The organism is Bradyrhizobium sp. Pha-3, assembly GCF_042258325.1.
GTDB classification, from domain to species: Bacteria; Pseudomonadota; Alphaproteobacteria; order Rhizobiales; family Xanthobacteraceae; genus Bradyrhizobium; species Bradyrhizobium elkanii.
In genome coordinates, this window is sequence record NZ_CP170151.1 from 1,832,248 (window position 1) to 1,852,762 (window position 20,515).

A 20,515-nucleotide genomic window follows, 5' to 3' on the forward strand; every position below is an offset into this window, starting at 1 on the left:
CCGAGGCTACACCGTCGCCTTGTCCTCCTTGTCGGCGCCGCGCATGACGATCTTCAGCGCGTCGTCAGCCAGAGGGCGCTGCAGCGCCTTTGCCTCGTCCCAGGAGGAGCGCATCCAGACCTCGCGCTCCTCCTCCGTGGTCAGTATCACGGGCATCGCCTTCGGATGAATCGGCTCGACCACCGCATTCGGCGATGTGGTCAGGAATCCGTACACCAGGTGAGGACCGGGGATTGGTTTGGACTTTGTGCCGCGATCGCCCTTGAATTCAGTCCAGATGCCGGCGAAACAAAAAAGCGGGCGGTCGTTGCTCAGCGCAAACCACACGACGTCTTTCTTCTTTGTCTCGGGACTCGGCTCGCGAGCATACTCGGCAAAGCTGTTTGCGGGCACGACGCAGCGGTTCTCCGGCTTCAACCAGCCGCGCCAATGCGGTGACGACGTATTGCGGATGTTGGTGACAGGTGGGCCCCCGTCCTGGGTGGGGGTGGCATGCCCCAGCGCATCATCACCATCTCTCCGGCATCGCCGGCATTCCGGATTACCGGGGCTGGATAAATCCGAAAATACGCCAGGCATCGGCGCCAGATTGCCGACATAACGATTCATGCGGCTGAACAAAGCGGCGATCGCCGCTTGATTAGTGGTGATGCTGTAGAGGTTGCACAAACTGGTGAGCCTTCGCGTTCTTCCCTAGTCTAAAGTTGTTGTGCGGGACGCTGCCGTCGGCGCCGAATGTCGTATTTGATGGCCTTGGCGGCAAACGCAACCCGCCCCTTGAGCCGCTGCAAGCGTCGCCAGATTGGATGCGATCGAAAGCGGCGCTTACCGTTGCGCGGTACGGGCGGCAGCCACGCCGCCGCTGGCCCAACATGAACATTGATACCGTAGGCAAATTGTTGCTGATTGTAGGGCGCGCCACGATACAAGATCGCAGCACAGGTTTCTGCCAACTTCCGGTACAAAGCGTTATCGGTCGCGCATCCGGACAGAAGTGCGATCGTCATGCGCTCATCGCCGGCGGTAGCTACGACAGTTACGTACAGCGCCTTTTCGTCTGGCTCTCCAATTTCAACACTCCAGCCGGAATCGCGCAGCGGTCGAACCAGTTCGTTGATGCAGTCATCCGCTAGAAGCGCTCTTCGCAAAAGACCGCCGTCATCCGTGGGCATCACCGGCACCAGACGTCCATGTTTTTGGAAACGCCGCTGCTCGCGCCGCTTTAGTCCCATCTGCCCAAACCCGCGCGCCAAGGCTTGCTGCCAAAGCAGCTTGCTGTCCTCATCCATCACGGGGAAAATCAGCGACACATTGTGCGTATCGTCATGCCAGGATTCGATCAGCGCCAAGGTCGCCAAGACAACGACCAGGCGCTCGAAATTGGATGATTGTTGCCAAAGCGAATGTGTGCCGTGCGCGAACATGTGGCGGTTCAACCATGTGCCGCCGTCATACTCGTCGGTCTTCCTGAAGAAGGAATTGTGCAGCCAGCGGCGGAACGTCTCAAACGCAAAGACGCGCTCGTCCTGACCAAACAAATAGTCTTTGCTGAGATAATCAGCTGGCACCCACATTTTCTCAAAGTGACGCTTTGCGGCCGTTGCGATGGCGCGATCGACCACACGGTCAACTTTCGTCGGGATCGAAACATCCTGTTCTGAAGGTGACGCGATCCGGCTCAGGCTGCCTTCGATCGCGGGTATGAGTGCTGCAATGCTCGACGCACGATAGCCATTATAAAAGGCGAGGTACGCTTCCCGCGCCAGGGGACATAACTCACTGAGACTGCGGGCTTGGGGCAAAATTTGCGCGATGCAAATTGCCTGAAACGAAAGCGTGTACAAAGTGGAGGTGTGATACTGAAACCACTGCAGAGCTTGCTGCCGCGAACTGTGTCTTGCCGTGGCAAGAATTTTGGCGACGTCGCGCTTGGGAACCCACAGCGGCGAGAACCACTCCATCTTCTCCCACAGCGCGGCCTCGGCGTCCGCTAGCGCGCGCCGGGACGACCAACTCGGGTCGTCCTCCGTTGGACTCTTCGGAAAACATGCTTTTGCGTCGCCGACGCTCAGTATGATTGCCGGGATCGTGGCAAAAGCTCCGACTTCGCGTTCCTCGACGCCGGTTACATTAAGTCCGCGCTCCCGAGCCCAGCTCTCGATCAATTCAGGAGTCAGGGCAGCGAGCGATGGCGCGTTCAGCGCGCGACGCCAAATGCCCTGAAAGTGTTCACTAATATCGGATGTCATACTGGCGCCCTGCCTTGCGAATTTCGGACCTTGCCTCTGGCGGCTGGCCTCGGTCCAGATTGACCCGACCAGCTTGTTGTTCTTATTTTGTTCTAACGGAGGCAGCCCGCCGTTTCAAGCCGCCCTGGACTGTGGTCCGGGAAAATTCCGAGTGCTACGTGGTCAGGGAACCAATGGCGTGACCCTCGGCTGGGTCTATTGCGGTGACGACAAGCAGCGGTACAGCTTCGGTGTCAGCAAGCTGTCGTCAGATGAAGCGCGCCGCGTCGGCAGGGCGTTCGCGCACATCCCGGAATTCATGATGCCGCGCCAGGGCTTTTATCCGCGCGGTGGCGGGCCGCGCTGGCGGGCCGACCGGCCGTACCATGTCGCGCTGGAGGATCGCTATATCCGGGAGCACTGGGACGAGATCGACGCCCTTTGCAAGCTCAACAGCCTGCCTTTCAACGCAACCGGTGAAGTCATCGAGAATGGTGGCGTCTGGAGAGTCCACGAGTTTACTTGGCAGATGGATGCCATCCTGTTCTGGGCACGCTTCGAGGGACGCTGGCTGCGCGGAACGGAGTTTCATTTTCCCGAGTTGCCCGAGAATCTACCGTCGCTCAAGCCGCTCACAAACTGGCCCAAGTTCAATCCGCGAAATCTGCGCTGACTGCTGGTGTCCCCTCATGATCGAACGCCTCGGATTGCTCTTGCTGCTTGTTTTGCTGTCAGGCGGCGCCGTGGCCGACAATTTCGTTGGTCAGGCCAGCGTCGTCGATGGCGACACACTGGAAATTTACGGCACGCGCATTCGGCTGTGGGGCGTCGATGCGCCGGAAAGCAGTCAGCTCTGCCGCGGCGAGGACAGCTTGCAATTCGTTGCGGCGCGGAGGCGGCGAATGATCTCGACAGCTACATCGGCCGGCGTCCGGTCAACTATGTTCCTCTCAACCTGGATCAATATGGACGCACTGTTGCCACGTGTTCGATCGGCGGCATTGATCTCGGCGAATGGCTCGTGCGCAACGGTCTAGCATTGGACTGGCCGCAATACTCCGGGGGACGATATGACGCGGCCCAGCGTGACGCCGAGCGCGCCGGCCGCGGACTCTGGAAGGGCAGTTACGTCGAGCCCTGGCGCTATCGCGCCTGCACTCGCGCCAACGGAAGGCCATCCGCCTGCTCAGATGACGCCAACGCGCATCCCTGAAACCTGCTACGAGGCGGCACTCAATTATCCGCACCTTGCGAGCCGCCGATCGAACGTCATCGCGAGGGCGAATGACGCGATCTCATTCCGGTTTCGGGAGCAGGTCCAGATAACCGCCATCACCCAACGCCGCCATATAGCTGATCGTCTCCGCAGCCAGCGAACGCCCCCTGCCGGAGCCGCTCGCGATCCCGTTTGCCAGGATGAGACGAACCTCCGCCTGCTGGGTCATATAGACCCATCGATCAAAGCGAGGGCTTTTGGCGAGAGCCGCGAGGACCTCGACGGCGTGTATCCGATGCTCCGCGGAGAGCTTCGCTAGATGCCGCAGCACGCTATAGGGCTCCGAGGGCGCAAACCCGATTGCCGCCATCGCCAACACCTGGTTCATCAGCCAAGGGCCGTCGATCTTGCCATTGAGGAAGAACTGCCCGATCGTCCCGATCTCCTCGCGAAAGTAGTCGGGGTTCGACGACGCCTTGGCGGCCGCGAGCCTTCGGTCCCAGTAAGAATACGCGCGCGCCCGGAATGGCTCGGGAAATTGATCCGGCGGCTGTCCAAGCTGCGTCCCGAGAAACCACATCGCGCTTTTTCGTGCGCTGGCCGGTGCAGTGTCCCAGAACAATTGGAACACCTCGTCTGGCAGCGCTGACCAAATGTAAAGAACGACGAGGTAATGCGCTAAACGTTCTTCGACATGGGTGCGATCGTCCGGGCCGTCATCGGCGCTGAGGCGGTTGATTTCGGCGACGTAACAATCGCGCATATCCGCGGCCAGATCCTTAATAGGGCCGCTATCGTTGGCGAGATGCGAGATCCAGCCCGCATCACGCAGCGACAAATCACTCGCAGGCAATATTTCAGTGATGTGTCGGCGGAACCAGGCCTCGTCAAAAAAGAACAGCCAGTTGAGATAGCGTCCGACCACAGCGCGGGGAATGCGGCCAGTCGGCGTGTCGTCGGCCAATTCGGCTTCCAGGATCGTTCGCAATGCCGGAAGTCTTTCGAGCGCTGCTCGCGGCGCTTGTCCGATCGGGCTGCTATCGTCCTTGCTGAGCCAGAACAGCACGAGGACGACAAGCTCGACCGTCATGCCGCGCGCTGTGCCTTGCGCTGCGAAAAACGGCGAACTCCGATAGCTCTCCTCGAATGACGTGCTCTCCGACAGCCGCGGCGCCTGGCGATAAAACGCGGATACCAGCCGTGTGACCAGCTCCGCATGCTTGAATGGGATGCCCCGCGCGCCCTGCCGCAATCCCGATGCGAGGAGAGCGGCTCCGGCTTTCAGGCACCACGAGGTATCCGCATCGTCGCCTTCAATGCCGCTTGGCACGTGCTCCGTTGATTGAATGACGCTTGCGACCAGCGACACTGCGCCGTCCCAGTCCAACGACTTCCGGTTATTGGATGCGTTCTCTAACCCTTCCAATACTCTGCGAACATAAAGCAATGGAAGCCCGGCAAAGCGCGGCGCGTTTGCCGAATACAGCTCCGGATTTTCGCCAGCAGCCAGCCGCAGTCCCTGCGCCAGCGCGGTCATGGTCTGACGCTTCTCTTCTGGTGACGGACGCCATGCCTGCAGAAAGGCGATGATCTTATCGATGGGCGCTGCCTGAAAATCGGGAGCCTCGGGCGGTGGCGCCTCCGGCTCGTCAAATCCCCGCCGCCACGCGTCGGGATCGCCAAGCTCCTTGACGGCCGCCGTCACTTGCGCTTGCCGGTCCTCGGGCAGCACCGAGCGCCAGCCCCACAGAATGTCACGCACCGCCGAAAGCCGAAACAACCGCTCGTCTTTGGCCGTGACCGGCCTCTTGCTGTGGGCCTCAAATTGCTGCTTCCATCCTCCGATGTACTTATCCGGAACGCTGTCCACACATGCCAGCACACGCTGCTGCATCGCCGGCGGCAGCGAAGGAAACCACGCTTGTGCCAGCGCGGCATATTCCGTGCTGCACCAGCTTGCTTCGATCAAATCGGTTTTGGTGAGATACCCTTCGGCCAGTTCGGGCGCGTGACCGGGATAAAACGACAGCACGTGAAGCGCCAGCCGCACGAATATCTTCGCGGGATGGCTGGTGATTTCGAGCATGACCTGCTGCGTGCACGAAGGGGCGGTCTTGATCGCAAGCTTCGCCGCCTGGATAATTCCGCCGACCAGGGCGTCAATGACGTCATGCTTGACGCCGTGCTCGGAGATCTGTCCCGACAGGTAGTAGGTGTAGTCAGACGGCGGGTCTTCGCTGAACTTGCCGCTAATTCGCACCGCTCGGTCTAGAAGGCTGCACAACAGACCAACGGCTTCAACGCCGCACGCCGGAGCCAATGCCTTCACCGTGTCCGGCAGGAAGTGCTCGTACATGTGCTGGCTGAACAACGTGGCAAGGCGCCCGCCGTTGTCGAAGACCTGAAACAGCACGCGCGCCACGCGCAGCGCCGCAGCTCCGTGGCCAGCTTGCGCCAGCCGTCGTAACAGGTCATGTGGCGCTTGCGCCATAACGAACCGGGCATTGCGCGTCAGCCACGTCTCGGCGAGGTCGACCAATGGCGCCGCATCATCGGCAGGGAGTGCCGCCAACACTTCAATGCCCAGCTGTTGCACATCGACGTGCTGTGAAGTGCCGACACCACGCAGCGCCTGAACGACCTGGCTGCGGACCTCCGGGTCCTCCGAGCCCGCCATGCGCACTAGATAGCGGCCCGCAGGCCACTGGCGCAGCAGCAGCCCATCACCCGCGTCGTCGTCGGCGGGCAAGGTCGGCCCCACCAAGAGATTCTCGGCCGCCAAATGAGGGAGCCAGTCCGCGGTCTGGAGTTGATTGAAGAAATGCCACAGCAGCGGTAACGCACCAGGTATTTCTTTGACGAAAATCTTCACCGCCGCCGCGCGATCCGCCATCGCGACGAGCTGGTCAACGCGTTGCATGAAGGCGGCATACTTTCCTTGAAGCGCGATCATCAGCCCGCGGACGACCGTGTCGAACGGTTGCTGCCATTCGAGCCGAAACTCTTCATCGACGACTAGAGACCGATAAAAATCGCGGCGGTGGGCCTCGCCATGGGCCTGAGCAATCGAGATCCATGCCCTGGCGATATCGCCGTCAGCGCCAAGCCCGAGACGCGTCACGATCGCCTGAATCTCCTCCTTATGGCTGCGGCGCGGCCGCAATTTTTCGACGGCGCGGTTGACGGCGTCATCCTTGAAGCCGAGCGCGCGCAGTTGCTTCCTGGCCGCCTTGAGTCGCGCTTTATCCTCGGTCGTCGCCTCAAGAGCGACACCTATTGGCCCTGCCAGCGTCTGCCGCAGGACTGAATCGAGCTCCCGTATGGCATGGCCAGCTACCGGAACGGATACGCGAAGCGGGATCGCGCCCGAAGCCACGCGGCAAAAGTCGACGTAGCGATCGGCAATACTCTTGCCGAGCATTTGCCGCATCAGCGTCGCCGTATTTTGCTGCTCTGGTGAGAGGTCGCCTCTCTTGGTGGGCTCGTTCATCTAACGCTGTCGGTTAACGCCCCGCGTCTTGGCGCGGCGGGAAATGAATTCCCTCATCAAGGGCAGAAAAAAAGCCTTGCTGAAATGGCCAAGCAGCGGCTCCGGTTCAAGGTAGAACGACTGGCCGATGATATCCTGATTGTACTCGTCAAGAATGATCCAGAGCCGCAGCGTGGCATCAAGCCCTGCGCGTCGCTTTTCCATTTCTGGAATTTCGGCGGCAAAACGATCGGAAGAGGGCGGCTGGCTGGTGATTGGAAACAGCACCAGGATATCCTCGCCCTTGGGCCGTGCAATCCGCACACCCACAGCGACCGGACGGTGCTTGCGACCTTCGGTCTCCCCTCGCTCGGCCTCACGTACCCACAGATAAGGAAAGCGGATGACACATCCGGTGCGAAGCTCGTGCTGGCTCACGGATCGTCACCGTCCCGCTCATAGGCATCGACCGCATTCTTAACGTCCTCAAACAGCTCGTCCGGCATCGTCTCAAGCCGGCCGGCCATCCTGGTGTCGGCTCTGGCCTTAAGCCTGCGATAGTCTTCGATGCTGAGCAGCACCAGGCGCGGCTTATTCCGCTGGGTAATGGTGACGGGCCGGCGCAGCGCCTCAGCAATGATGTCTCCCGATTTTCGGGACAGATCACTCGTCGAATATTCGGTCACACATCGATCTCCAACATTGCTGTAATATACAACATTGCTGTAATTTACGCAAGTGCTTAAATACCGGAATAGTCGATCCGCACCGGCCGTCTAGCGCTCGATCTTGCGCGGCTTCTGCAAGTCAGCCGGAGCTTTGATCACTCGATGCGCAGCATCGTCCTTTCGCTTTTCGGCGGCTGCTTTCCTCCGCTCTCGCCAGCCCGACAGCAGGAACACAAGCAGGCCGGGAATTCCGATGATGGAGGCAATGACCTGTAAGTCGCTCGTCACGTTCCGGCTGAAAGCCATGAACACAGGCCGATCCAGGACGACGAGGTTGATGATGCGCGCGTCCTCGGCATCGGGTTTTCTCGGAAATAGCTCGCCGGCCTTGGAGGATGGCAACGGCTTTTCGCGCACGGTCGGCGCATCCGTGATCCAGAACTGATCGACGATCCTTACGCTCTTATTCCCTACGGCCGAGGCAGTCACCAGGAAGGTCGTCGAACTACCGTCCTTGAGCGTCAAATCGATGCCGTCGGCCGGGACTATCTTTAAAGAGGGCCCATCAATCGCGATGTGCACCCGAGCGTTTGGATCGTGCTGATAGGTGCTCGCTACGTCCGAGAGCGAAACCGATATCGGTAGATCGTCGCCAAGATACAGCTGCGCGGGATGATTGACAGTGAGCTTATAGGCTTTCTCGGGGCTCCCGCCGTGTCCGCTTAGCGGCCCTAACGTCGCGTCCCAGATCTGAATGCCATCGGTCAGGTATGCGCTACGCGTCACCGTCAGGGCCGCAGTTAGCGCCAAGGACAGGCCTATGCCGGCGACACCGCAAGCCAGGAATGCGAACCTCCAATTTCTGATCCGTGCCCAGACAACAGCATTCTCGCGAGGGTCCGAGGGTAACGCTTCATCCGAATTCGTCATGAGAACGCCCGCGTCCCTTCGTTGCGCAATCGAACCGTCATCGTTACCGCGAGAGCCACAATAAGCTGTCCACCCCGACTTTGAATATCGATTTCGGCGACCATGTCGGAAGGGCCGGTGTAGAACCAGCCATATCGCCCGTCATCGATTCGTAACACAAACCTCCGGACTCAAACTGCAATGGCAAGGAAACTAAGCATTCCGAGGCGGCTGTTCAAATACCGCGTGTTCAACAATCTCACGCTGGATATCATCATTGCCGATAATCTGTTCTATGCCGATCCAAGCACGTTCAACGATCCGCTCGATACACGGCCCTCGCTCAACACGGATCTTCCCACCCCAGACCTTGAACGTGCGTTGCGCAAGTTCGTCGAGCGCCGCGTCGGCGCGGAGATGAAAGCCGCCGCCAAAACCATTAGATAGTCGACCGTTAAGAAGCCGGATTGAGCTGAGCTGGAGAGTTGAGCGTGCGCCAGAGCGAGACCAACAATAGGCGCAAAAGTTCTCTGAACCAGGCGAGGATGCGACGGAGGTTGTGTCCGACGGCGGAGAGGACGACGTTTGCCGCATCGCCGGCGCGGCCCTTGAGGTAGCACCGGCCGAGGTGTCCTTCGGCTTTGAGGTGTCCGATGATGGGCTCAATGGCGGAGCGGCGGCGCAGCTCACGCTTGATGGCGCCGAAGACACCGCGCTTCTGGCCGGAGATGAAGACGCGACGGGGATTTTGCGCGTCGTGGCCGCGGTAGCCCTTGTCGACATAGGCCCGCTCGATCGCACAGCCGGTAAGTGTCTCGGTGCGGTCCATAACGTCCCGCAACGTGTGACCGTCGTAAGGGTTGTCGGGCAGCGACCTGGCATGCAGCACGAACAGGCCACCGGGGGCGCGGCGATTGTTGGTAACGATGGAGGCCTTCACGCCGAACTCGTAAGGCGCGGCGGCCTTGCCCTTGCCGATGCACTCCACCTCCGGGGCATGGAAAGAATAAAGCTTGAAGCCGCGCTGGCGCTGCTGCTGCGAGCGGATCTGCGTGGCCCGGCCAAGCGGGAGGGCGAACGCCTCCTCCAGCGTCGCCTGGCCTTCGATCTTGCGGCGGATGTCGCGGATGATCCTCCCCAGCCGGCTGCGCAGGATACGCAGCTGCCGCTGATGCCGGTTGAACTGTTTGGCATGAGCGTAACGGCCCGCCATCATCGCCGCGCTTTTGGCCACGCGACAATAGGATTGCCGCAGCCTGACCCCGTGTTTCCTCGCCAGGCGGTTCAGCCCCCGGATCGCTGCATGCAGCAGTTTGGCATCGGTCGGGAAGCTGATGGCCTTCGGTTGCACTGTGGTGTCGACCGTGACCCGCTTGAGGTCCTGGCTGCGTAACGCACCGGTCTCGTGCGCCACCCGAAGGCTCTCGGCCAACAACCGCTCCAGCTTGTCACCGAGCCGCTTGCGCCAATGGCTCAGGTCCGAGCGCTCGTGCGGGAAAACGTGCTGGAAAAATTCTTCGCCGGTGAAGAACTGGAAGTACGGATCGTGCACCCAGCGCTCGCACACCCCCTCATCGGACAGCCCGTAAATGTGCTTGAGCAACAGCAGCCCGATCATGAAGCGGGTCTCGATCCCCGGCCTGCCATTCTCGCTGTAGAGCGGGGCGATCTCGCTGTCGATCCAGTCCCAGTCGATCTTGCCGGCAAGCAGAACCAGCTCGTGCTTCATGTTGATGATCTGGTCCAGCCGTGCCCGGAACAGATCGTTCGATCCTGTCGTCTTGTGCTTCTTCGGCCGCATCGTCCCTCCGGTGCACCACAGAAGCACGGTTCACAGTGGACAGGAATCCACAAAACGAATTTGCAGGGTTTGCGGCCATCAAGCCTCAAATCCCTGCAATCTCAAACGCCATCAAATCCCAAAAACAGACTCCTGCTCAACCGCTTACAGGCTTGTTCACAGCCGACTAGATACAAAGGTCCGAAAACCCTGGATCACATCAGCCGGTTGAGCCGGTTGCAGGCTGATCAGGTCATTTCAGAGGTCAACTATAACGCCGGCGATCCAAGTTACGAGATGGCGGATCCTCATCAATATCTCCTTGGTCGCCAGCTCGAAAAAGAACTGCTGCTGCAATATGACAAGGGCATTGTATCTCTGGCTCAGCGCGTGACCTGCCCGCTGATGTGGAGCCACTATGGCGACCAGCATCGGGGTGTTTGCATTGGCTATTCGGTACCGCCCAATGCGCAACATGATCTCCATAAGGTCAAGTACGGCGGCAAGCGGCTTGTTGACGCCAGCAAGGTCCTGGCAATGCTCGATGGCGACAAGGATGCTGGTCTTCAGGTCGACGAGGCAGTTTTGTTGCGAAAAGCGGCGAGTTGGCGGTACGAGCAGGAATGGCGTTTGATCGGAGAGCGAGGTCTGCAGAATTCCCCGCTCGAGCTCGAAGAGATCATCTTCGGGATGCGTTGCACCGAGGCAGTGAAATATGCCGTCATCGCCGCCTTGGATGGCCGGAGCCGATCCGTGCGCTTCTATGAAATGTCCGAGCTCCACGGGACCTTCAATCTGAAAAAGTACCCATTGGACGAGGGAGAGATGAGGGCCTTTCTACCGAGGCGGTCTCGCGACACGGACGAAGCATTCGAGTCCGCCGCCTTTCCCGTCGCAGAGAAGTAGCCGCTGTGACGGTCGTCAGGGCGGCACCGGCCCGCGGCCGGTCACGCTCTACTCACAGGCACACGCCTGCGAGCGGAACCGCAAGAGCGTCTCCGCCCTTCGGGTGACGATCGTTGCCGCAAACATCTGCATAAGGGCAAGCGCAATGTGTCGCTCGCCGGAGGCACTCGCCCTCGGGCCCGCCGTCATCGCATGCCGGCGTCGCTATCACTGCCCTTCGGGTCGGGTGCCTTCTTAACCGGTCTCGCGACTGCACTCGGTCTCGGGTCCCGCCGCTGCGCGTCGGCGCTATGCTGACCCTCCTGCGGGTGCCTCTTTGATTCTCCCACTCTTGCGAACTGTCTTCACCTCTTCGGTGCTTCCTGCATGCTCACGGTCGAAATCTAAGGAGCACCGCCCCTCACAGGGGTAATCCGGGCGCTCATGGTCATCATGTCCACGGACGGCGCGCGGATCTCGGCATCTTTCAGTCGCACGGTTCTGGTCGTCCTGGATATTGTGCTGCGGTCGTCATGACGGTGCGGCCGGATCTTCCTTGACGCCGCGGGCGACGATCCGGAGGCTTCCGTCCGGAAGCGGCCGCTGTAGCTTCAGGGCCTCGTCTAAAGGAGCCGTCATCCAGGTCTCGACCTCGTCCGGCGTCGTCAGGATCACGGGCATCGCCTTCGGATGGATCGCGCCTACTTCGGCGTTCGGCTCCGTCGTCAGGAACGCGAAGATGTCGTTGGTCGTCTCGCCTTCCTTGACCTTCCTGACGGACGTCCAATTGGTCCAGATGCCGGCGAAGCAGGAGAGTGGGCGGGTCTCGTCGAGCGCGAACCAGATATCACCGCCCTCGGCCTTGTTGAACTCGCTGAAGGAGTTAAAGGGCACCACGCAGCGGCTTTCGGTCCCGAGCCATCGCGTCCAGTGCTTGCTTTTCACGTTGCGGATGTTGGTCGTGCCGCCGTCCGGCTCCATTCTGAGCAATTCCTTGAAATCCACCGTCTTGCCCTTGGCTTGCAGCTTCTCGGCTCGCTTCTTGGTGGCGTCCATCAGTGCCTTTGACGACGACGGCATCCCCCAGCGCGCCGTCGCGAGTTCGCGGCCCTCCGCCCCATTGCGCACGATCGGTGCCTGGTAGTCTGGAAAAACTCCCGGCATCGGCGCCAGGTTGCCAACGTATCGGTTCACGACACGAAACAGCGCGCTGATAGCCGCTTGGTTGGTCGTGATGGAATAGAGATTGCACATTGGTCAGGGTTCGGTTCGAGGGTGGCGCGGCTGCCACGTCAACTGTAACAGAGTCGCGGATGGACGCCGGCCGGCCTTGGCGCATTTGCGGCAGCGCAGCCGGCTGGCGAGATCGTGCACGAAGGTGGTCGGCGGGTGCTTCATCGCCGCGAGGTCCACGTCGCTTGGCGTCTTGCAGCGCGCGCACCTGATCTCCAGCCAGGGGAAGCCACCGTTCACGGCCTGATCGATGGTCGGCGACGGATCGATCGGTTCGCCGTCACTCCACATGCGCTCGTTCCAGCTTTCGCAAAGCAGCCTATCGGCTTGCTGGATCATCGCCTCGCCTTTGGCCCGCATCTCTGCCGATTGGGTAGCCAGGATGTTAGCCATCGCGCGTGCCTTGCCGAGCTCTTTCGCCAGAGCCTTGCGATCGCCGCCCGACAGGGGCGTAGGGTGATACTTCGGGGCCATCCGGACATCCAGGCGCAAAGAGATCGGATCGGCAAATGCTGAGCGACTACGGCGTCTCGAACGCTGGCCAGCACCCGTCTTCTTCATGCCTGCCGGTACGCTGCTGGCAGGTGTTGTCGAGCAATCGCTGCGCCACGTCCTTCCAAACTGCGTTGCGGCCATACAATCGGACAGCATCGGCCGTCTGGATTTCTAAGGTACGTTCGCAGCGGCGGCAGGAGACGCGGAGCACGTGGCGCTGAATTTCGGAAAGACACCGCTGCCGCATTTGAGCCCCGGTCGTGCCGGCGCGAGGGTCTCTGAGGACCGATTCCCAGTATTCGGCTGGAAGCGGCGCCTCTGGAGCCGCAGTGGAAGGGCTCGGCCTACGGGCGGCTTCGGCGGCCAGCTTTTCCATCTGCTTCGGGGTCGGCATGCGCCAGCTCGCGGGTCGGTCGGTCATGCCTGAATTAGAACATAACAAGAACAAATGTCGAGTCCGACCAGGGCAGCTGCTGAGAAAAATCCTCCTATCGAGCGGGCAGCGATGTCGGAACCAAGCCGGTTGGTTCGTCTTGAATCCGGCATCAGTAATGGAGTTCCCGCGATGGCCCCCCGCGCCAACTGGAAAGGCTTCTTGCGTCTCTCCCTCGTCACCTGTCCGGTCGCGCTCTATCCGGCCACCTCGGAATCCGAAAAAGTCTCCTTCAACCAGCTGAACCGAAAGACCGGCCATCGGATCAAGTACGCCAAGGTCGACGCCGACACCGGCGAGGAGGTCGACAACGAAGACATCGTCAAGGGCTACAAGGTCGATACTGACACCTTCATCGAGGTGACCAAAGAGGAGCTTGAGAACGTCGCGTTGGAATCGACGCGAACGATCGAGATCGACGAGTTCGTCGACCGCAGCGAGATTGATCCGCGATATCTCATTCGTCCTTACTACCTGCGTCCCGACGGTAAAGTCGGGCATGATGCGTTCGCCGTCATTCGGGAAACCATCCGCGAGATGAACAAGGTCGCAATCGGCCGTGTGGTGCTGACCAATCGCGAACATATCATCGCGCTCGAGCCGCTCGATAAGGGGCTGATGGGCACGCTGCTGCGCTATCCCTACGAAGTCCGTTCCGCGGACGAGTATTTCGATGGCATTCAGGATGTCAAAGTTACCAAGGACATGCTTGATCTCGCCAAGCACATCGTCAATCAGAAGGCGGGCCACTTCGAGCCGAACAAGTTCGAAGACCAGTACGAAACCGCCCTCATCGATCTCATCAATCAGAAGCGCGCGGGCAAGCCCATCACCGCGAAAGCGCGTCCTCGAGGTGAGAACGTCGTGGACCTGATGGACGCGTTGCGCAAGAGCATCGGACGAGAGGCGACGGCCCCGACTGAGGCGCCGAAGAAGCCGGCCAAGAAGCCGCGCAAGGCGGCCGCTGCGCAGAAGGAAATGCTGATGCCGATCACCGGCAAGAAAGCGGCCAAGGAGGGTGCGGCGAAAAAGCCCGCCGCGAAGCCGCAGCGAAAGTCGGCCTAGCCTATCGTGAAGCACCGGTCACGCCAGACGGTCACTCCTTCGTCATCCGCGCAGGCTCTGGCAGACCGTAAATCCCATCTCGACGAGGTCGCGTGAGACTATCGCGCTGACCGGCAGATAGGTGACAGCCGCGAGGCCGAACCAACGGCGCATAGAGCCGTCAACCTCGCGATTCGCAATGAGAGGGGACACTTTGCGCGCTGCAGGCCGCGCCACTGCGGAAGTTTATCAAGTTGCGTGATTTGCCCTGGGGGGAGTGTTTGGGCAGCGTAGTCTTTCAGCCTAATCAGTTTGGTTTTGGGAGAGAGGCGATCCATTGGGGGCGAGACGCAGCTATGGGTGCAGTGCACCGTCCGCAAAGTTTAACATGCTTGAATCCCCAAGCGGGCGAAACCGCGCTAGGATTAGATTTTCCCTTGGGGGGCTGCTATGTTCGACACGGCAACCACCGCGCTTTTGCGCGCGATTCTCGATGAAGTCTGTGAAAGCGTCTCGCACCGCGAGATCGGGGCACGTACCCACGTCGCGTCGAAAATCCTAGAGGCTGCGACGAGAGGCGAGATTTCTCCCGAAGGTCTCAAACAGATTGGTCGCGACGCCCTCTCGCACGCGCCGACGATGTGGCGCTGATCGCGGGGCGGGCGTGAACTTTCAAGTCACCGTCCTGAAGATTTGGTAGCTTATCCGGACGGCTTTGCCGTGATGGAGGACCTCAAGAGGGATATGGCCATCCTAGCAACGAGTGGCCGCGACTGGGCGGACCGGACCAGGCGCCCTCGCGGCGAGAGTGCCCGATCTCGACATCTTCTCACAAGGATTGGTCAAACGGATAAGCGGAGGATGGAAGATCACGTCCAAAGGACGGGCGTTGCTCGAATTGATGGAAGCGCGGCCAACGGCCTTGGAAAGGGCCGAGGCGCCCCCAGTTTTGGAGACGAGTGCGACCTCGCCGGCGCCTGTTCCTCCGCTGCGGCAGCCCGCCGGATCGTGCCAAGCGACGGCGCGAAAGACGTCAACGTCGGCGCGAGGCGCGCGAACGGGCAAGAGCAAACGCCTCTTGAGGTAACGACTGAGGGAAGAAAAATCCGCCAAATGGGAGCAGCGGTTTGATAGTCCCGGACTGTCGATTTGCCTCCCCAGCCCCAAGCGTACCGCCGTTACCTTGTTTGCGGCCATGCCGGCCCCGATCTACTCGGGACGGCGACTGAGCACGGGTCCTTCTACCGAGCCGGCGAGCGACAATATGGCGAGGAAATGGAGGCCGAACCCGCGCGGAAGAGCTGGCCGGGTTCCTTTTGAAAGGGCGTTGCGCGGTCGGTGAGGCGAGCTACTTCAGACAATCGCCATAAAGTTCACTGACATGCTCCCCAACAGTCAATCTTCACGAAGGCCATAATGTCCCAGTACTCACTCGATGTATTGCGTCAGCGCTATGTCGTTGAGAAAAGACCGCTCGAGGCCAGCGTCGAGCAGATCTTGCGGGCCGACACCCGCGCCGGAGCGCGGGCCATTCTGGCTTCAATCGACAAACGCCGCTTCGAAAATAGGTCGGAAGGGCAGCGCCTCCGCAAGATGCTCCGCTTCGAGACCTCTCTGTGGGAAACAGGCCATCATGCCGTGGCAGGCGTGGATGAGGCCGGAATGAGCCCTCTCGCCGGGCCGGTCTCCGCTGGCGCCGTGATCCTGAAACCGGGCACGCGGATAGTCGGAATCGACGACTCGAAAAAACTCGACGCCGCGGCTCGCGAAGAACTCGCGAAGGAGATCAAGGAAAAGGCGGAGTGTTGGTCTGTGGCGTTCGTCGAGGTCGAGGAGATCGACGCGATCAACATCTATTGGGCGGGCATCCAGGCCATGCAGCGTGCGGTCCGGGGGCTAGGCTTGACGCCGCAGCACTTGCTGATCGATGCGAAGCGGTTGAAGGAAATCGATATTCCTCAGCAGGCCATCATCAAAGGCGACGCCAGGTCCGCCAGCATCGCGGCCGCCTCCATCCTCGCGAAAGTCGAGCGCGACGCCGTCATGCGGGCGCTGGACCTGCGACACCCCGGCTACGGCTTCGCGGATCACAAGGGCTACCCGGTGCCGGCTCATTATGAAGCGCTCGCCAGACTCGGCGCATGCGCCGCTCACCGGCGGTCGTTCGGACCGGTACGTAAGGCTCTCGGGTTGCCGCCCTTGCCGCCATGGCCTTCGGCATCTGAGCGCGACGCCGGCTGAACAGGTCTACGCTTCGTCTCGGCGGCGCTATTTTCGCGACCGCTTCTTTTCGCGTACGACGTTCTTCGCGTTTTTGTCCGACCGCAGCCCGAGATAGACCGGCTGGCGCAGCTCGCCGTTGCTGGTCCACTCCGCGAACTTCACTTCTGCGACCAACGCAGGACGCACCCAGGTCGTGACCTGCTCATCCTTCACCTTGGCAGGGAACGGTGACTTGGCGGTTTTGAGCTTCATGAGCCTGCCGTGAAGCTCTTCGAGAACTTGGTGGCTGAAGCCGGTGCCAACGTGGCCTATGTACCGCCATGCATCCCCTTCGCGTACCGCGAGGACGAGAGCGCCGAAGAAAGGCCGGGTTCGCCTCGGCGCCGTGAAGCCGGCGATCACGACCTCTTGTCGCTGCGCGGTCTTCACCTTCAGCCAGTCGGCGGTCCGGCGTCCGGACGCGTACGGGCTATCGGCGCGCTTGGCCATGATGCCTTCGAGATGTCTCCGCTCCGCATCTGCGAAGAACTTCGTTCCCTTGCCTTTGCGGTGGTTGCTGAACGCGACGAGCTTGTGGCGCGGAAGGATGGCCTTGAGCCGCTTCTTGCGCTCGAGGAGCGGCAGCGCACGCAGGTCCTCACCGTCTGCGAACATGAGGTCGAAGGCGCAATACAGGAGCTTCGCCTCATGGCGCAGCGCGTTTTGAAGCAACTGGAAATGCGAGACGCCGTCCTTTCCGATCGCGACGAGCTCCCCGTCGATCACGGCATCGCCCTTCACGCCCTCCAGCGCTTTGGCGACCTCGATATAGCTGCGGCTGATGATCTTGCCATTTCGGCTGTAGAGCGCAACCTTGCCTCGCCGGATTTTCGCGATCATCCGGAAGCCGTCATACTTGTCCTCGAAAACCCAGCCGGGATCGTCGAACGGCGCGTCGGTGAGCGTAGCGAGCATCGGCTGCAGGCGCTTGGGCAGGGTCGACGTCCGGCTCATTCGAGGCCAATCCTTAAGAGCACGTTGCCAAATGCGTGGACGTCCTTCAAGGATTAGGGAACGCTTCGGGGCCGCGTCGTGTTCCGCAGGCTCCGTGGCATGCGACGTTGACGCTCGATTGAGGAGGGCGGATCAGACCGATGGCGAGAAAACTGAAAACCTTTCAGACTTCTCTGGGCTTCTTCGATCTGGCGATCGCCGCTCCGTCCATGAAAGCGGCCCTCGAAGCCTGGGGCCCCAACAGCAATCTCTTCCACCAGGGCGCGGCGAAGGAAAGCGACGATCCGGACGTCATCGCTGCGGCCATGAAGAAGCCGGGCGTCGTTCTCAGGCGCCCGGTCGGATCCAACCGATCCTTCAGCGAGCAAGCCGAACTGCCCTCCGATCTCGGCGGGGACAGAAGATCGACGAACGCCCCGCGCAAATCGAAGGGCCAAATTGCGAAGAAACCTTCCTCACGTCCAGTCGACAAGACGGCCGAGCGGAAGGCTGCGCTTGCCTACGAACGGGAGGAGAGGCGCCGGGAAGGTGAGCGGGCGAAGGAAGAGGCCGCCAGGCAGAGAGAACGTGAGCGCCGTCAGCAGGCGGTCGACAAGGCGCAGGCTGCGCTGGACAAGGCGGAGCAGGAGCACGCGAAGCGGGCTGCCGCCATCCAGGCCGAGGTTGAGGCTCTCGCGAAGAGATCGCAAACCGAAGACGATCGCTGGAATAAGGAGAGGGAGCGATTGGAAGCTGCGCTGCAGCGTGCGCGGAGTTAGTTTCTTGGCAGTTCTTGCTCGGCGGCACCGAGGGAAGGCAAAGGGTTGCCGTCAAGCAATCATCGTTCGGGGTCTGGTGCGCGCGCTGCGGCTCGGTTCACCGTGGTGCGGTCCCCTCGGTCCTCGGGACGCGAGCTCCATGACCGCTTGATGCAGCTCGGCCGGAATAATCAGCGGACTTTCGGGGGCTTGTTCGCCCACTGCCAGAAGCGATCGAACGCATCCATCACAGGTCCTCCCGTAGGCCCCGGAAGAAGGGGTGGCGAACCTTTCCCTCGGCCGACTTCACGCGATACTCGATCTCGGCCAGAAGCTTGGGTTCGACCCAGATGCCCTTGTGACCGATGCGCTTGGTATATGGCTGGGTCTTTCGGATGAGGGGTTTAAGCCGTTTCTGCAGATCGGCGGCCGAGACCTTGTCGAAGCCGTGGTCGACTTTGCCGGCGTAGACCAGATCGTCGCCCTTGCGCCGGCCGACGTAGATGCCGTCCCACTTCGTCCCATCGAGTGCGAAGCCGGCAATGGTCAACGTCTCACGCTGTACGCAGGTCTTTTTGACCCAATCATTCGTGCGTCCTGTTGGATAGGCGCTGCCCCGGACCTTCGAGACGACGCCTTCGAGGCCGAGCTTGCAGGCGTGCGCGAACATCTCGCGGCCGTCTATCTCGAAGCTTTCGCTGAACTGGATGTCGGTACCGCCTAGGATCTTCTTGAGTTCGGCTTTGCGCTGAGAGAGCGGTAGCTTCCGGATATCCCGGCCGTTCAGATAGAGCAGGTCGAACGCGACGAGCACGATGCTCTTCGACTTGCCCTTGAGCTCGTTCTGCAGGACCGAGAAGTCGGTCGTGCCGTCGGCGGCCGGTACCACGATCTCGCCGTCCACCACCGCCGAGTTCGCCTTGATCCGCCAGGCGTCGTTAGCGACCTTCTTGAAGCGATGCGTCCAATCGTGGCCGCGTCGGGTGAAGATCTTCGCCGTCTCATTGGCCAGATGGACCTGAACCCGGTAGCCGTCGAACTTGATTTCGTGAATCCAGCGCTCTCCGGACGGCACCTTCTCGGTCGAGGTGGCCAGGGCCGGCTCGATGAAGCCGGGCAAAGGCGCCTTGACGCCAATATTCGCCGGTTTTTGACGCTGAAACGCCACTGAAGAACTCCACGCTACAGCCGATTCAAATTGGCACAGTTCGAATCGTTCCGGAACCGCGGAATCCTTGTTGCGTTGCCTCGACGCCACGAACAGGAGGTATCCATGGCGGCAGCAAAGAAGTCGAAGACGGCGCGCGGGCGAAAGCAGGACCGGGCTCGGGTGGCCGGCGGGCAGGACTACGAAGTGCAGTACGAGGCGAAGAAGACACGAAAGTCGGCGCCGGCGGTGAAGAAGGCTGTCAAAAAGGTCGGCAACGCGCGCAAGCGCGTGGAGAAACGGCTCGGCCGCTGAGGTCGGAGACGGGCTGGCGTCGAAGCTTAGCGCCAGTCCTCCTCGTCAGAGGGGCATTCTGGGCAGGTATCACCAATCGAGTCCAGCACGTCGCGAACCGCGGCCTCCGCTGCCTGAGGGGAGACGTCTGCTGGCGGGTGAAGACGCGCGATATCGAAGGCGCGCTCTCGTGCATGCGGATCGGCGCGGTCCTGCATCCAACCGTGCTCCTCGCACTCGCGGATGGCGCCCGCTTCCTGGAGCACGTCGATAGCCCATCCCCGCAGCGTCCGTATCGCCGGCCTTCGCTCAATGGTCATCAGCATTGAAGTAGACTCCGAATAAGACGAATCCTGTAACCGCTCGTTTGTTCCGGCTGCTAGCACAAGGCTGGGATTCCCAGTCAGCAGAGGGACAACGTTTTCCCCGTTCTGAGACCACTGTGAAAAATGCCAGGCGGTTCTCGCAGGGTTGCCTGCATCACGTGCACTCAGGTCTTTCAGTGTCTGCGCGTGCGGCCGGAGCCGCACCGGGCTCTCGTGAACCGAGCCGCGCAGCGTCTCGGCCGTGCGGCTTCGATCCCTCGCGCCAGAGCTTCGGTGCTCCTCGCCGGGGGCACGCGGGAAAGGGGCCCGCCGTCATGAAGTATGCCGGCGTCGCTATCACTGCCCCGTTCCCGGGTGCCCTTTTAACCGGTCTCGTCGCTGCACTCGGTCCCGCGTGCCGCCTTCGGCGTCGCTATGCTCACGCTCCTGCGGGTG

22 protein-coding genes and 2 pseudogenes are annotated in these 20,515 nt (G+C 61.1%); 11 read left to right on the forward strand and 13 right to left on the reverse strand.

Features of this window, described 5'->3' with window-relative positions; translation table 11 throughout:
- Positions 1-6 precede the first annotated feature (6 nt).
- Both ACE10X_RS08800 and ACE10X_RS08805 read right to left on the reverse strand, forming a co-directional pair.
- Positions 7-669, reverse strand: a pseudogene (locus tag ACE10X_RS08800) (SOS response-associated peptidase).
- 29 nt (positions 670-698) lie between these two features.
- The gene (locus ACE10X_RS08805; RefSeq protein WP_016844886.1) at positions 699-2,249 is read right to left on the reverse strand and encodes a hypothetical protein; all 1,551 of its coding nucleotides are present in this window, start codon (positions 2,247-2,249) and stop codon (positions 699-701) included.
- 178 nt (positions 2,250-2,427) lie between these two features.
- Between ACE10X_RS08805 and ACE10X_RS08810 the strand changes: the two genes are divergently transcribed.
- The 3 genes from ACE10X_RS08810 to ACE10X_RS08820 are packed head-to-tail and all read left to right on the forward strand — an operon-like array spanning position 2,428 to position 3,441.
- On the forward strand, positions 2,428-2,901 hold the full coding sequence (locus tag ACE10X_RS08810; RefSeq protein ID WP_016844887.1) for a hypothetical protein: 474 nt from the start codon (positions 2,428-2,430) through the stop codon (positions 2,899-2,901).
- Between the two features lie 16 nt (positions 2,902-2,917).
- The gene (locus tag ACE10X_RS08815; protein WP_311990552.1) at positions 2,918-3,265 is read left to right on the forward strand and encodes a hypothetical protein; all 348 of its coding nucleotides are present in this window, start codon (positions 2,918-2,920) and stop codon (positions 3,263-3,265) included.
- On the forward strand, positions 3,148-3,441 hold the full coding sequence (locus ACE10X_RS08820; protein WP_311990334.1) for a thermonuclease family protein: 294 nt from the start codon (positions 3,148-3,150) through the stop codon (positions 3,439-3,441). Before ACE10X_RS08815 ends, ACE10X_RS08820 begins: the two co-directional genes overlap by 118 nt.
- Before the next feature lie 82 nt (positions 3,442-3,523).
- Here the strand turns inward: ACE10X_RS08820 and ACE10X_RS08825 are convergent, their stop codons facing one another.
- From ACE10X_RS08825 to ACE10X_RS08840, 4 genes are all read right to left on the reverse strand, one after another.
- A complete protein-coding gene (locus ACE10X_RS08825) occupies positions 3,524-6,934 on the reverse strand; it encodes a hypothetical protein (protein ID WP_253592558.1) in 3,411 nt (1,136 codons plus the stop codon).
- Positions 6,935-7,351: a hypothetical protein gene (locus ACE10X_RS08830; RefSeq protein WP_016844888.1), complete on the reverse strand. Its 417-nt coding sequence runs from the start codon at positions 7,349-7,351 to the stop codon at positions 6,935-6,937.
- On the reverse strand, positions 7,348-7,599 hold the full coding sequence (locus ACE10X_RS08835; RefSeq protein ID WP_016844889.1) for a type II toxin-antitoxin system Phd/YefM family antitoxin: 252 nt from the start codon (positions 7,597-7,599) through the stop codon (positions 7,348-7,350). The genes ACE10X_RS08830 and ACE10X_RS08835 overlap by 4 nt, the downstream gene beginning before the upstream one ends.
- Before the next feature lie 90 nt (positions 7,600-7,689).
- Entirely contained in the window at positions 7,690-8,511 is an 822-nt protein-coding gene (locus ACE10X_RS08840) for a hypothetical protein (RefSeq protein WP_125459157.1), read from the reverse strand.
- Positions 8,512-8,736: 225 nt separating this feature from the next.
- Here ACE10X_RS08840 and ACE10X_RS08845 point away from each other — a divergent pair, with 225 nt between their 5' ends.
- Complete coding sequence (locus ACE10X_RS08845) at positions 8,737-8,937, forward strand: hypothetical protein (RefSeq protein ID WP_179077353.1); 201 nt, start codon at positions 8,737-8,739, stop codon at positions 8,935-8,937.
- A gap of 7 nt (positions 8,938-8,944) precedes the next feature.
- Here ACE10X_RS08845 and ACE10X_RS08850 read toward each other — a convergent pair whose 3' ends face one another.
- Entirely contained in the window at positions 8,945-10,291 is a 1,347-nt protein-coding gene (locus ACE10X_RS08850; protein ID WP_028343449.1) for an IS5 family transposase, read from the reverse strand.
- A gap of 207 nt (positions 10,292-10,498) precedes the next feature.
- Here ACE10X_RS08850 and ACE10X_RS08855 point away from each other — a divergent pair, with 207 nt between their 5' ends.
- On the forward strand, positions 10,499-11,176 hold the full coding sequence (locus ACE10X_RS08855) for a DUF2971 domain-containing protein (protein ID WP_244435986.1): 678 nt from the start codon (positions 10,499-10,501) through the stop codon (positions 11,174-11,176).
- Between the two features lie 510 nt (positions 11,177-11,686).
- Here ACE10X_RS08855 and ACE10X_RS08860 read toward each other — a convergent pair.
- From ACE10X_RS08860 to ACE10X_RS08870, 3 genes are read right to left on the reverse strand one after another with little or no spacing between them, the layout of a single operon-like run.
- On the reverse strand, positions 11,687-12,409 hold the full coding sequence (locus ACE10X_RS08860) for an SOS response-associated peptidase (protein ID WP_028343450.1): 723 nt from the start codon (positions 12,407-12,409) through the stop codon (positions 11,687-11,689).
- A gap of 3 nt (positions 12,410-12,412) precedes the next feature.
- On the reverse strand, positions 12,413-12,862 hold the full coding sequence (locus tag ACE10X_RS08865) for a hypothetical protein (protein WP_016839810.1): 450 nt from the start codon (positions 12,860-12,862) through the stop codon (positions 12,413-12,415).
- Between the two features lie 46 nt (positions 12,863-12,908).
- Entirely contained in the window at positions 12,909-13,304 is a 396-nt protein-coding gene (locus tag ACE10X_RS08870) for a hypothetical protein (protein ID WP_016839811.1), read from the reverse strand.
- A gap of 144 nt (positions 13,305-13,448) precedes the next feature.
- Here ACE10X_RS08870 and ACE10X_RS08875 point away from each other — a divergent pair, with 144 nt between their 5' ends.
- The 4 genes and pseudogenes from ACE10X_RS08875 to ACE10X_RS08890 all read left to right on the forward strand — a co-directional run bounded on the left by ACE10X_RS08875 (position 13,449) and on the right by ACE10X_RS08890 (position 16,601).
- Positions 13,449-14,381: a Ku protein gene (locus ACE10X_RS08875; protein WP_028343451.1), complete on the forward strand. Its 933-nt coding sequence runs from the start codon at positions 13,449-13,451 to the stop codon at positions 14,379-14,381.
- Between the two features lie 429 nt (positions 14,382-14,810).
- Complete coding sequence (locus ACE10X_RS08880) at positions 14,811-15,011, forward strand: hypothetical protein (RefSeq protein ID WP_028343452.1); 201 nt, start codon at positions 14,811-14,813, stop codon at positions 15,009-15,011.
- A 13-nt stretch (positions 15,012-15,024) separates the two neighbouring features.
- Positions 15,025-15,442 (forward strand): annotated as a pseudogene (locus ACE10X_RS08885) (hypothetical protein).
- Positions 15,443-15,776: 334 nt separating this feature from the next.
- A complete protein-coding gene (locus ACE10X_RS08890) occupies positions 15,777-16,601 on the forward strand; it encodes a ribonuclease HII (protein WP_028343453.1) in 825 nt (274 codons plus the stop codon).
- A gap of 27 nt (positions 16,602-16,628) precedes the next feature.
- Here ACE10X_RS08890 and ligD (ACE10X_RS08895) read toward each other — a convergent pair whose 3' ends face one another.
- Entirely contained in the window at positions 16,629-17,576 is a 948-nt protein-coding gene (ligD, locus tag ACE10X_RS08895; RefSeq protein WP_028343454.1) for a non-homologous end-joining DNA ligase, read from the reverse strand.
- 140 nt (positions 17,577-17,716) lie between these two features.
- On the opposite strand from ligD (ACE10X_RS08895), the gene ACE10X_RS08900 reads away from it, so the two are divergent.
- Positions 17,717-18,334, forward strand: coding sequence for a cell envelope integrity/translocation protein TolA (locus ACE10X_RS08900; RefSeq protein ID WP_028343455.1), 618 nt, complete (start codon positions 17,717-17,719; stop codon positions 18,332-18,334).
- Positions 18,335-18,560: 226 nt separating this feature from the next.
- On the opposite strand, the gene ligD (ACE10X_RS08905) is transcribed toward ACE10X_RS08900, so the two are convergent.
- A complete protein-coding gene (gene ligD / locus ACE10X_RS08905) occupies positions 18,561-19,481 on the reverse strand; it encodes a non-homologous end-joining DNA ligase (RefSeq protein ID WP_028343456.1) in 921 nt (306 codons plus the stop codon).
- A 105-nt stretch (positions 19,482-19,586) separates the two neighbouring features.
- Here ligD (ACE10X_RS08905) and ACE10X_RS08910 point away from each other — a divergent pair, with 105 nt between their 5' ends.
- Positions 19,587-19,775: a DUF3606 domain-containing protein gene (locus tag ACE10X_RS08910; RefSeq protein WP_016848274.1), complete on the forward strand. Its 189-nt coding sequence runs from the start codon at positions 19,587-19,589 to the stop codon at positions 19,773-19,775.
- Between the two features lie 26 nt (positions 19,776-19,801).
- On the opposite strand, the gene ACE10X_RS08915 is transcribed toward ACE10X_RS08910, so the two are convergent.
- A complete protein-coding gene (locus tag ACE10X_RS08915) occupies positions 19,802-20,080 on the reverse strand; it encodes a hypothetical protein (RefSeq protein ID WP_028343457.1) in 279 nt (92 codons plus the stop codon).
- Between the last annotated feature and the right edge of the window lie 435 nt (positions 20,081-20,515).

Bases quoted from the DNA above. Each gene is read 5' to 3' on its own strand.
- ACE10X_RS08805 (WP_016844886.1), bottom strand. From the start codon at position 2,249: ATGACATCCGATATTAGTGAACACTTTCAGGGCATTTGGCGTCGCGCG.
- ACE10X_RS08815 (WP_311990552.1), top strand. From the start codon at position 2,918: ATGATCGAACGCCTCGGATTGCTCTTGCTGCTTGTTTTGCTGTCAGGC.
- ACE10X_RS08825 (WP_253592558.1), bottom strand. From the start codon at position 6,934: ATGAACGAGCCCACCAAGAGAGGCGACCTCTCACCAGAGCAGCAAAAT.
- ACE10X_RS08840 (WP_125459157.1), bottom strand. From the start codon at position 8,511: ATGACGAATTCGGATGAAGCGTTACCCTCGGACCCTCGCGAGAATGCT.
- ACE10X_RS08850 (WP_028343449.1), bottom strand. From the start codon at position 10,291: ATGCGGCCGAAGAAGCACAAGACGACAGGATCGAACGATCTGTTCCGG.
- ACE10X_RS08860 (WP_028343450.1), bottom strand. From the start codon at position 12,409: ATGTGCAATCTCTATTCCATCACGACCAACCAAGCGGCTATCAGCGCG.
- ACE10X_RS08865 (WP_016839810.1), bottom strand. From the start codon at position 12,862: ATGGCCCCGAAGTATCACCCTACGCCCCTGTCGGGCGGCGATCGCAAG.
- ACE10X_RS08870 (WP_016839811.1), bottom strand. From the start codon at position 13,304: ATGACCGACCGACCCGCGAGCTGGCGCATGCCGACCCCGAAGCAGATG.
- ACE10X_RS08875 (WP_028343451.1), top strand. From the start codon at position 13,449: ATGGCCCCCCGCGCCAACTGGAAAGGCTTCTTGCGTCTCTCCCTCGTC.
- ACE10X_RS08880 (WP_028343452.1), top strand. From the start codon at position 14,811: ATGTTCGACACGGCAACCACCGCGCTTTTGCGCGCGATTCTCGATGAA.
- ACE10X_RS08890 (WP_028343453.1), top strand. From the start codon at position 15,777: ATGTCCCAGTACTCACTCGATGTATTGCGTCAGCGCTATGTCGTTGAG.
- ligD (WP_028343454.1), bottom strand. From the start codon at position 17,576: ATGAGCCGGACGTCGACCCTGCCCAAGCGCCTGCAGCCGATGCTCGCT.
- ACE10X_RS08900 (WP_028343455.1), top strand. From the start codon at position 17,717: ATGGCGAGAAAACTGAAAACCTTTCAGACTTCTCTGGGCTTCTTCGAT.
- ACE10X_RS08910 (WP_016848274.1), top strand. From the start codon at position 19,587: ATGGCGGCAGCAAAGAAGTCGAAGACGGCGCGCGGGCGAAAGCAGGAC.
- ACE10X_RS08915 (WP_028343457.1), bottom strand. From the start codon at position 20,080: ATGCTGATGACCATTGAGCGAAGGCCGGCGATACGGACGCTGCGGGGA.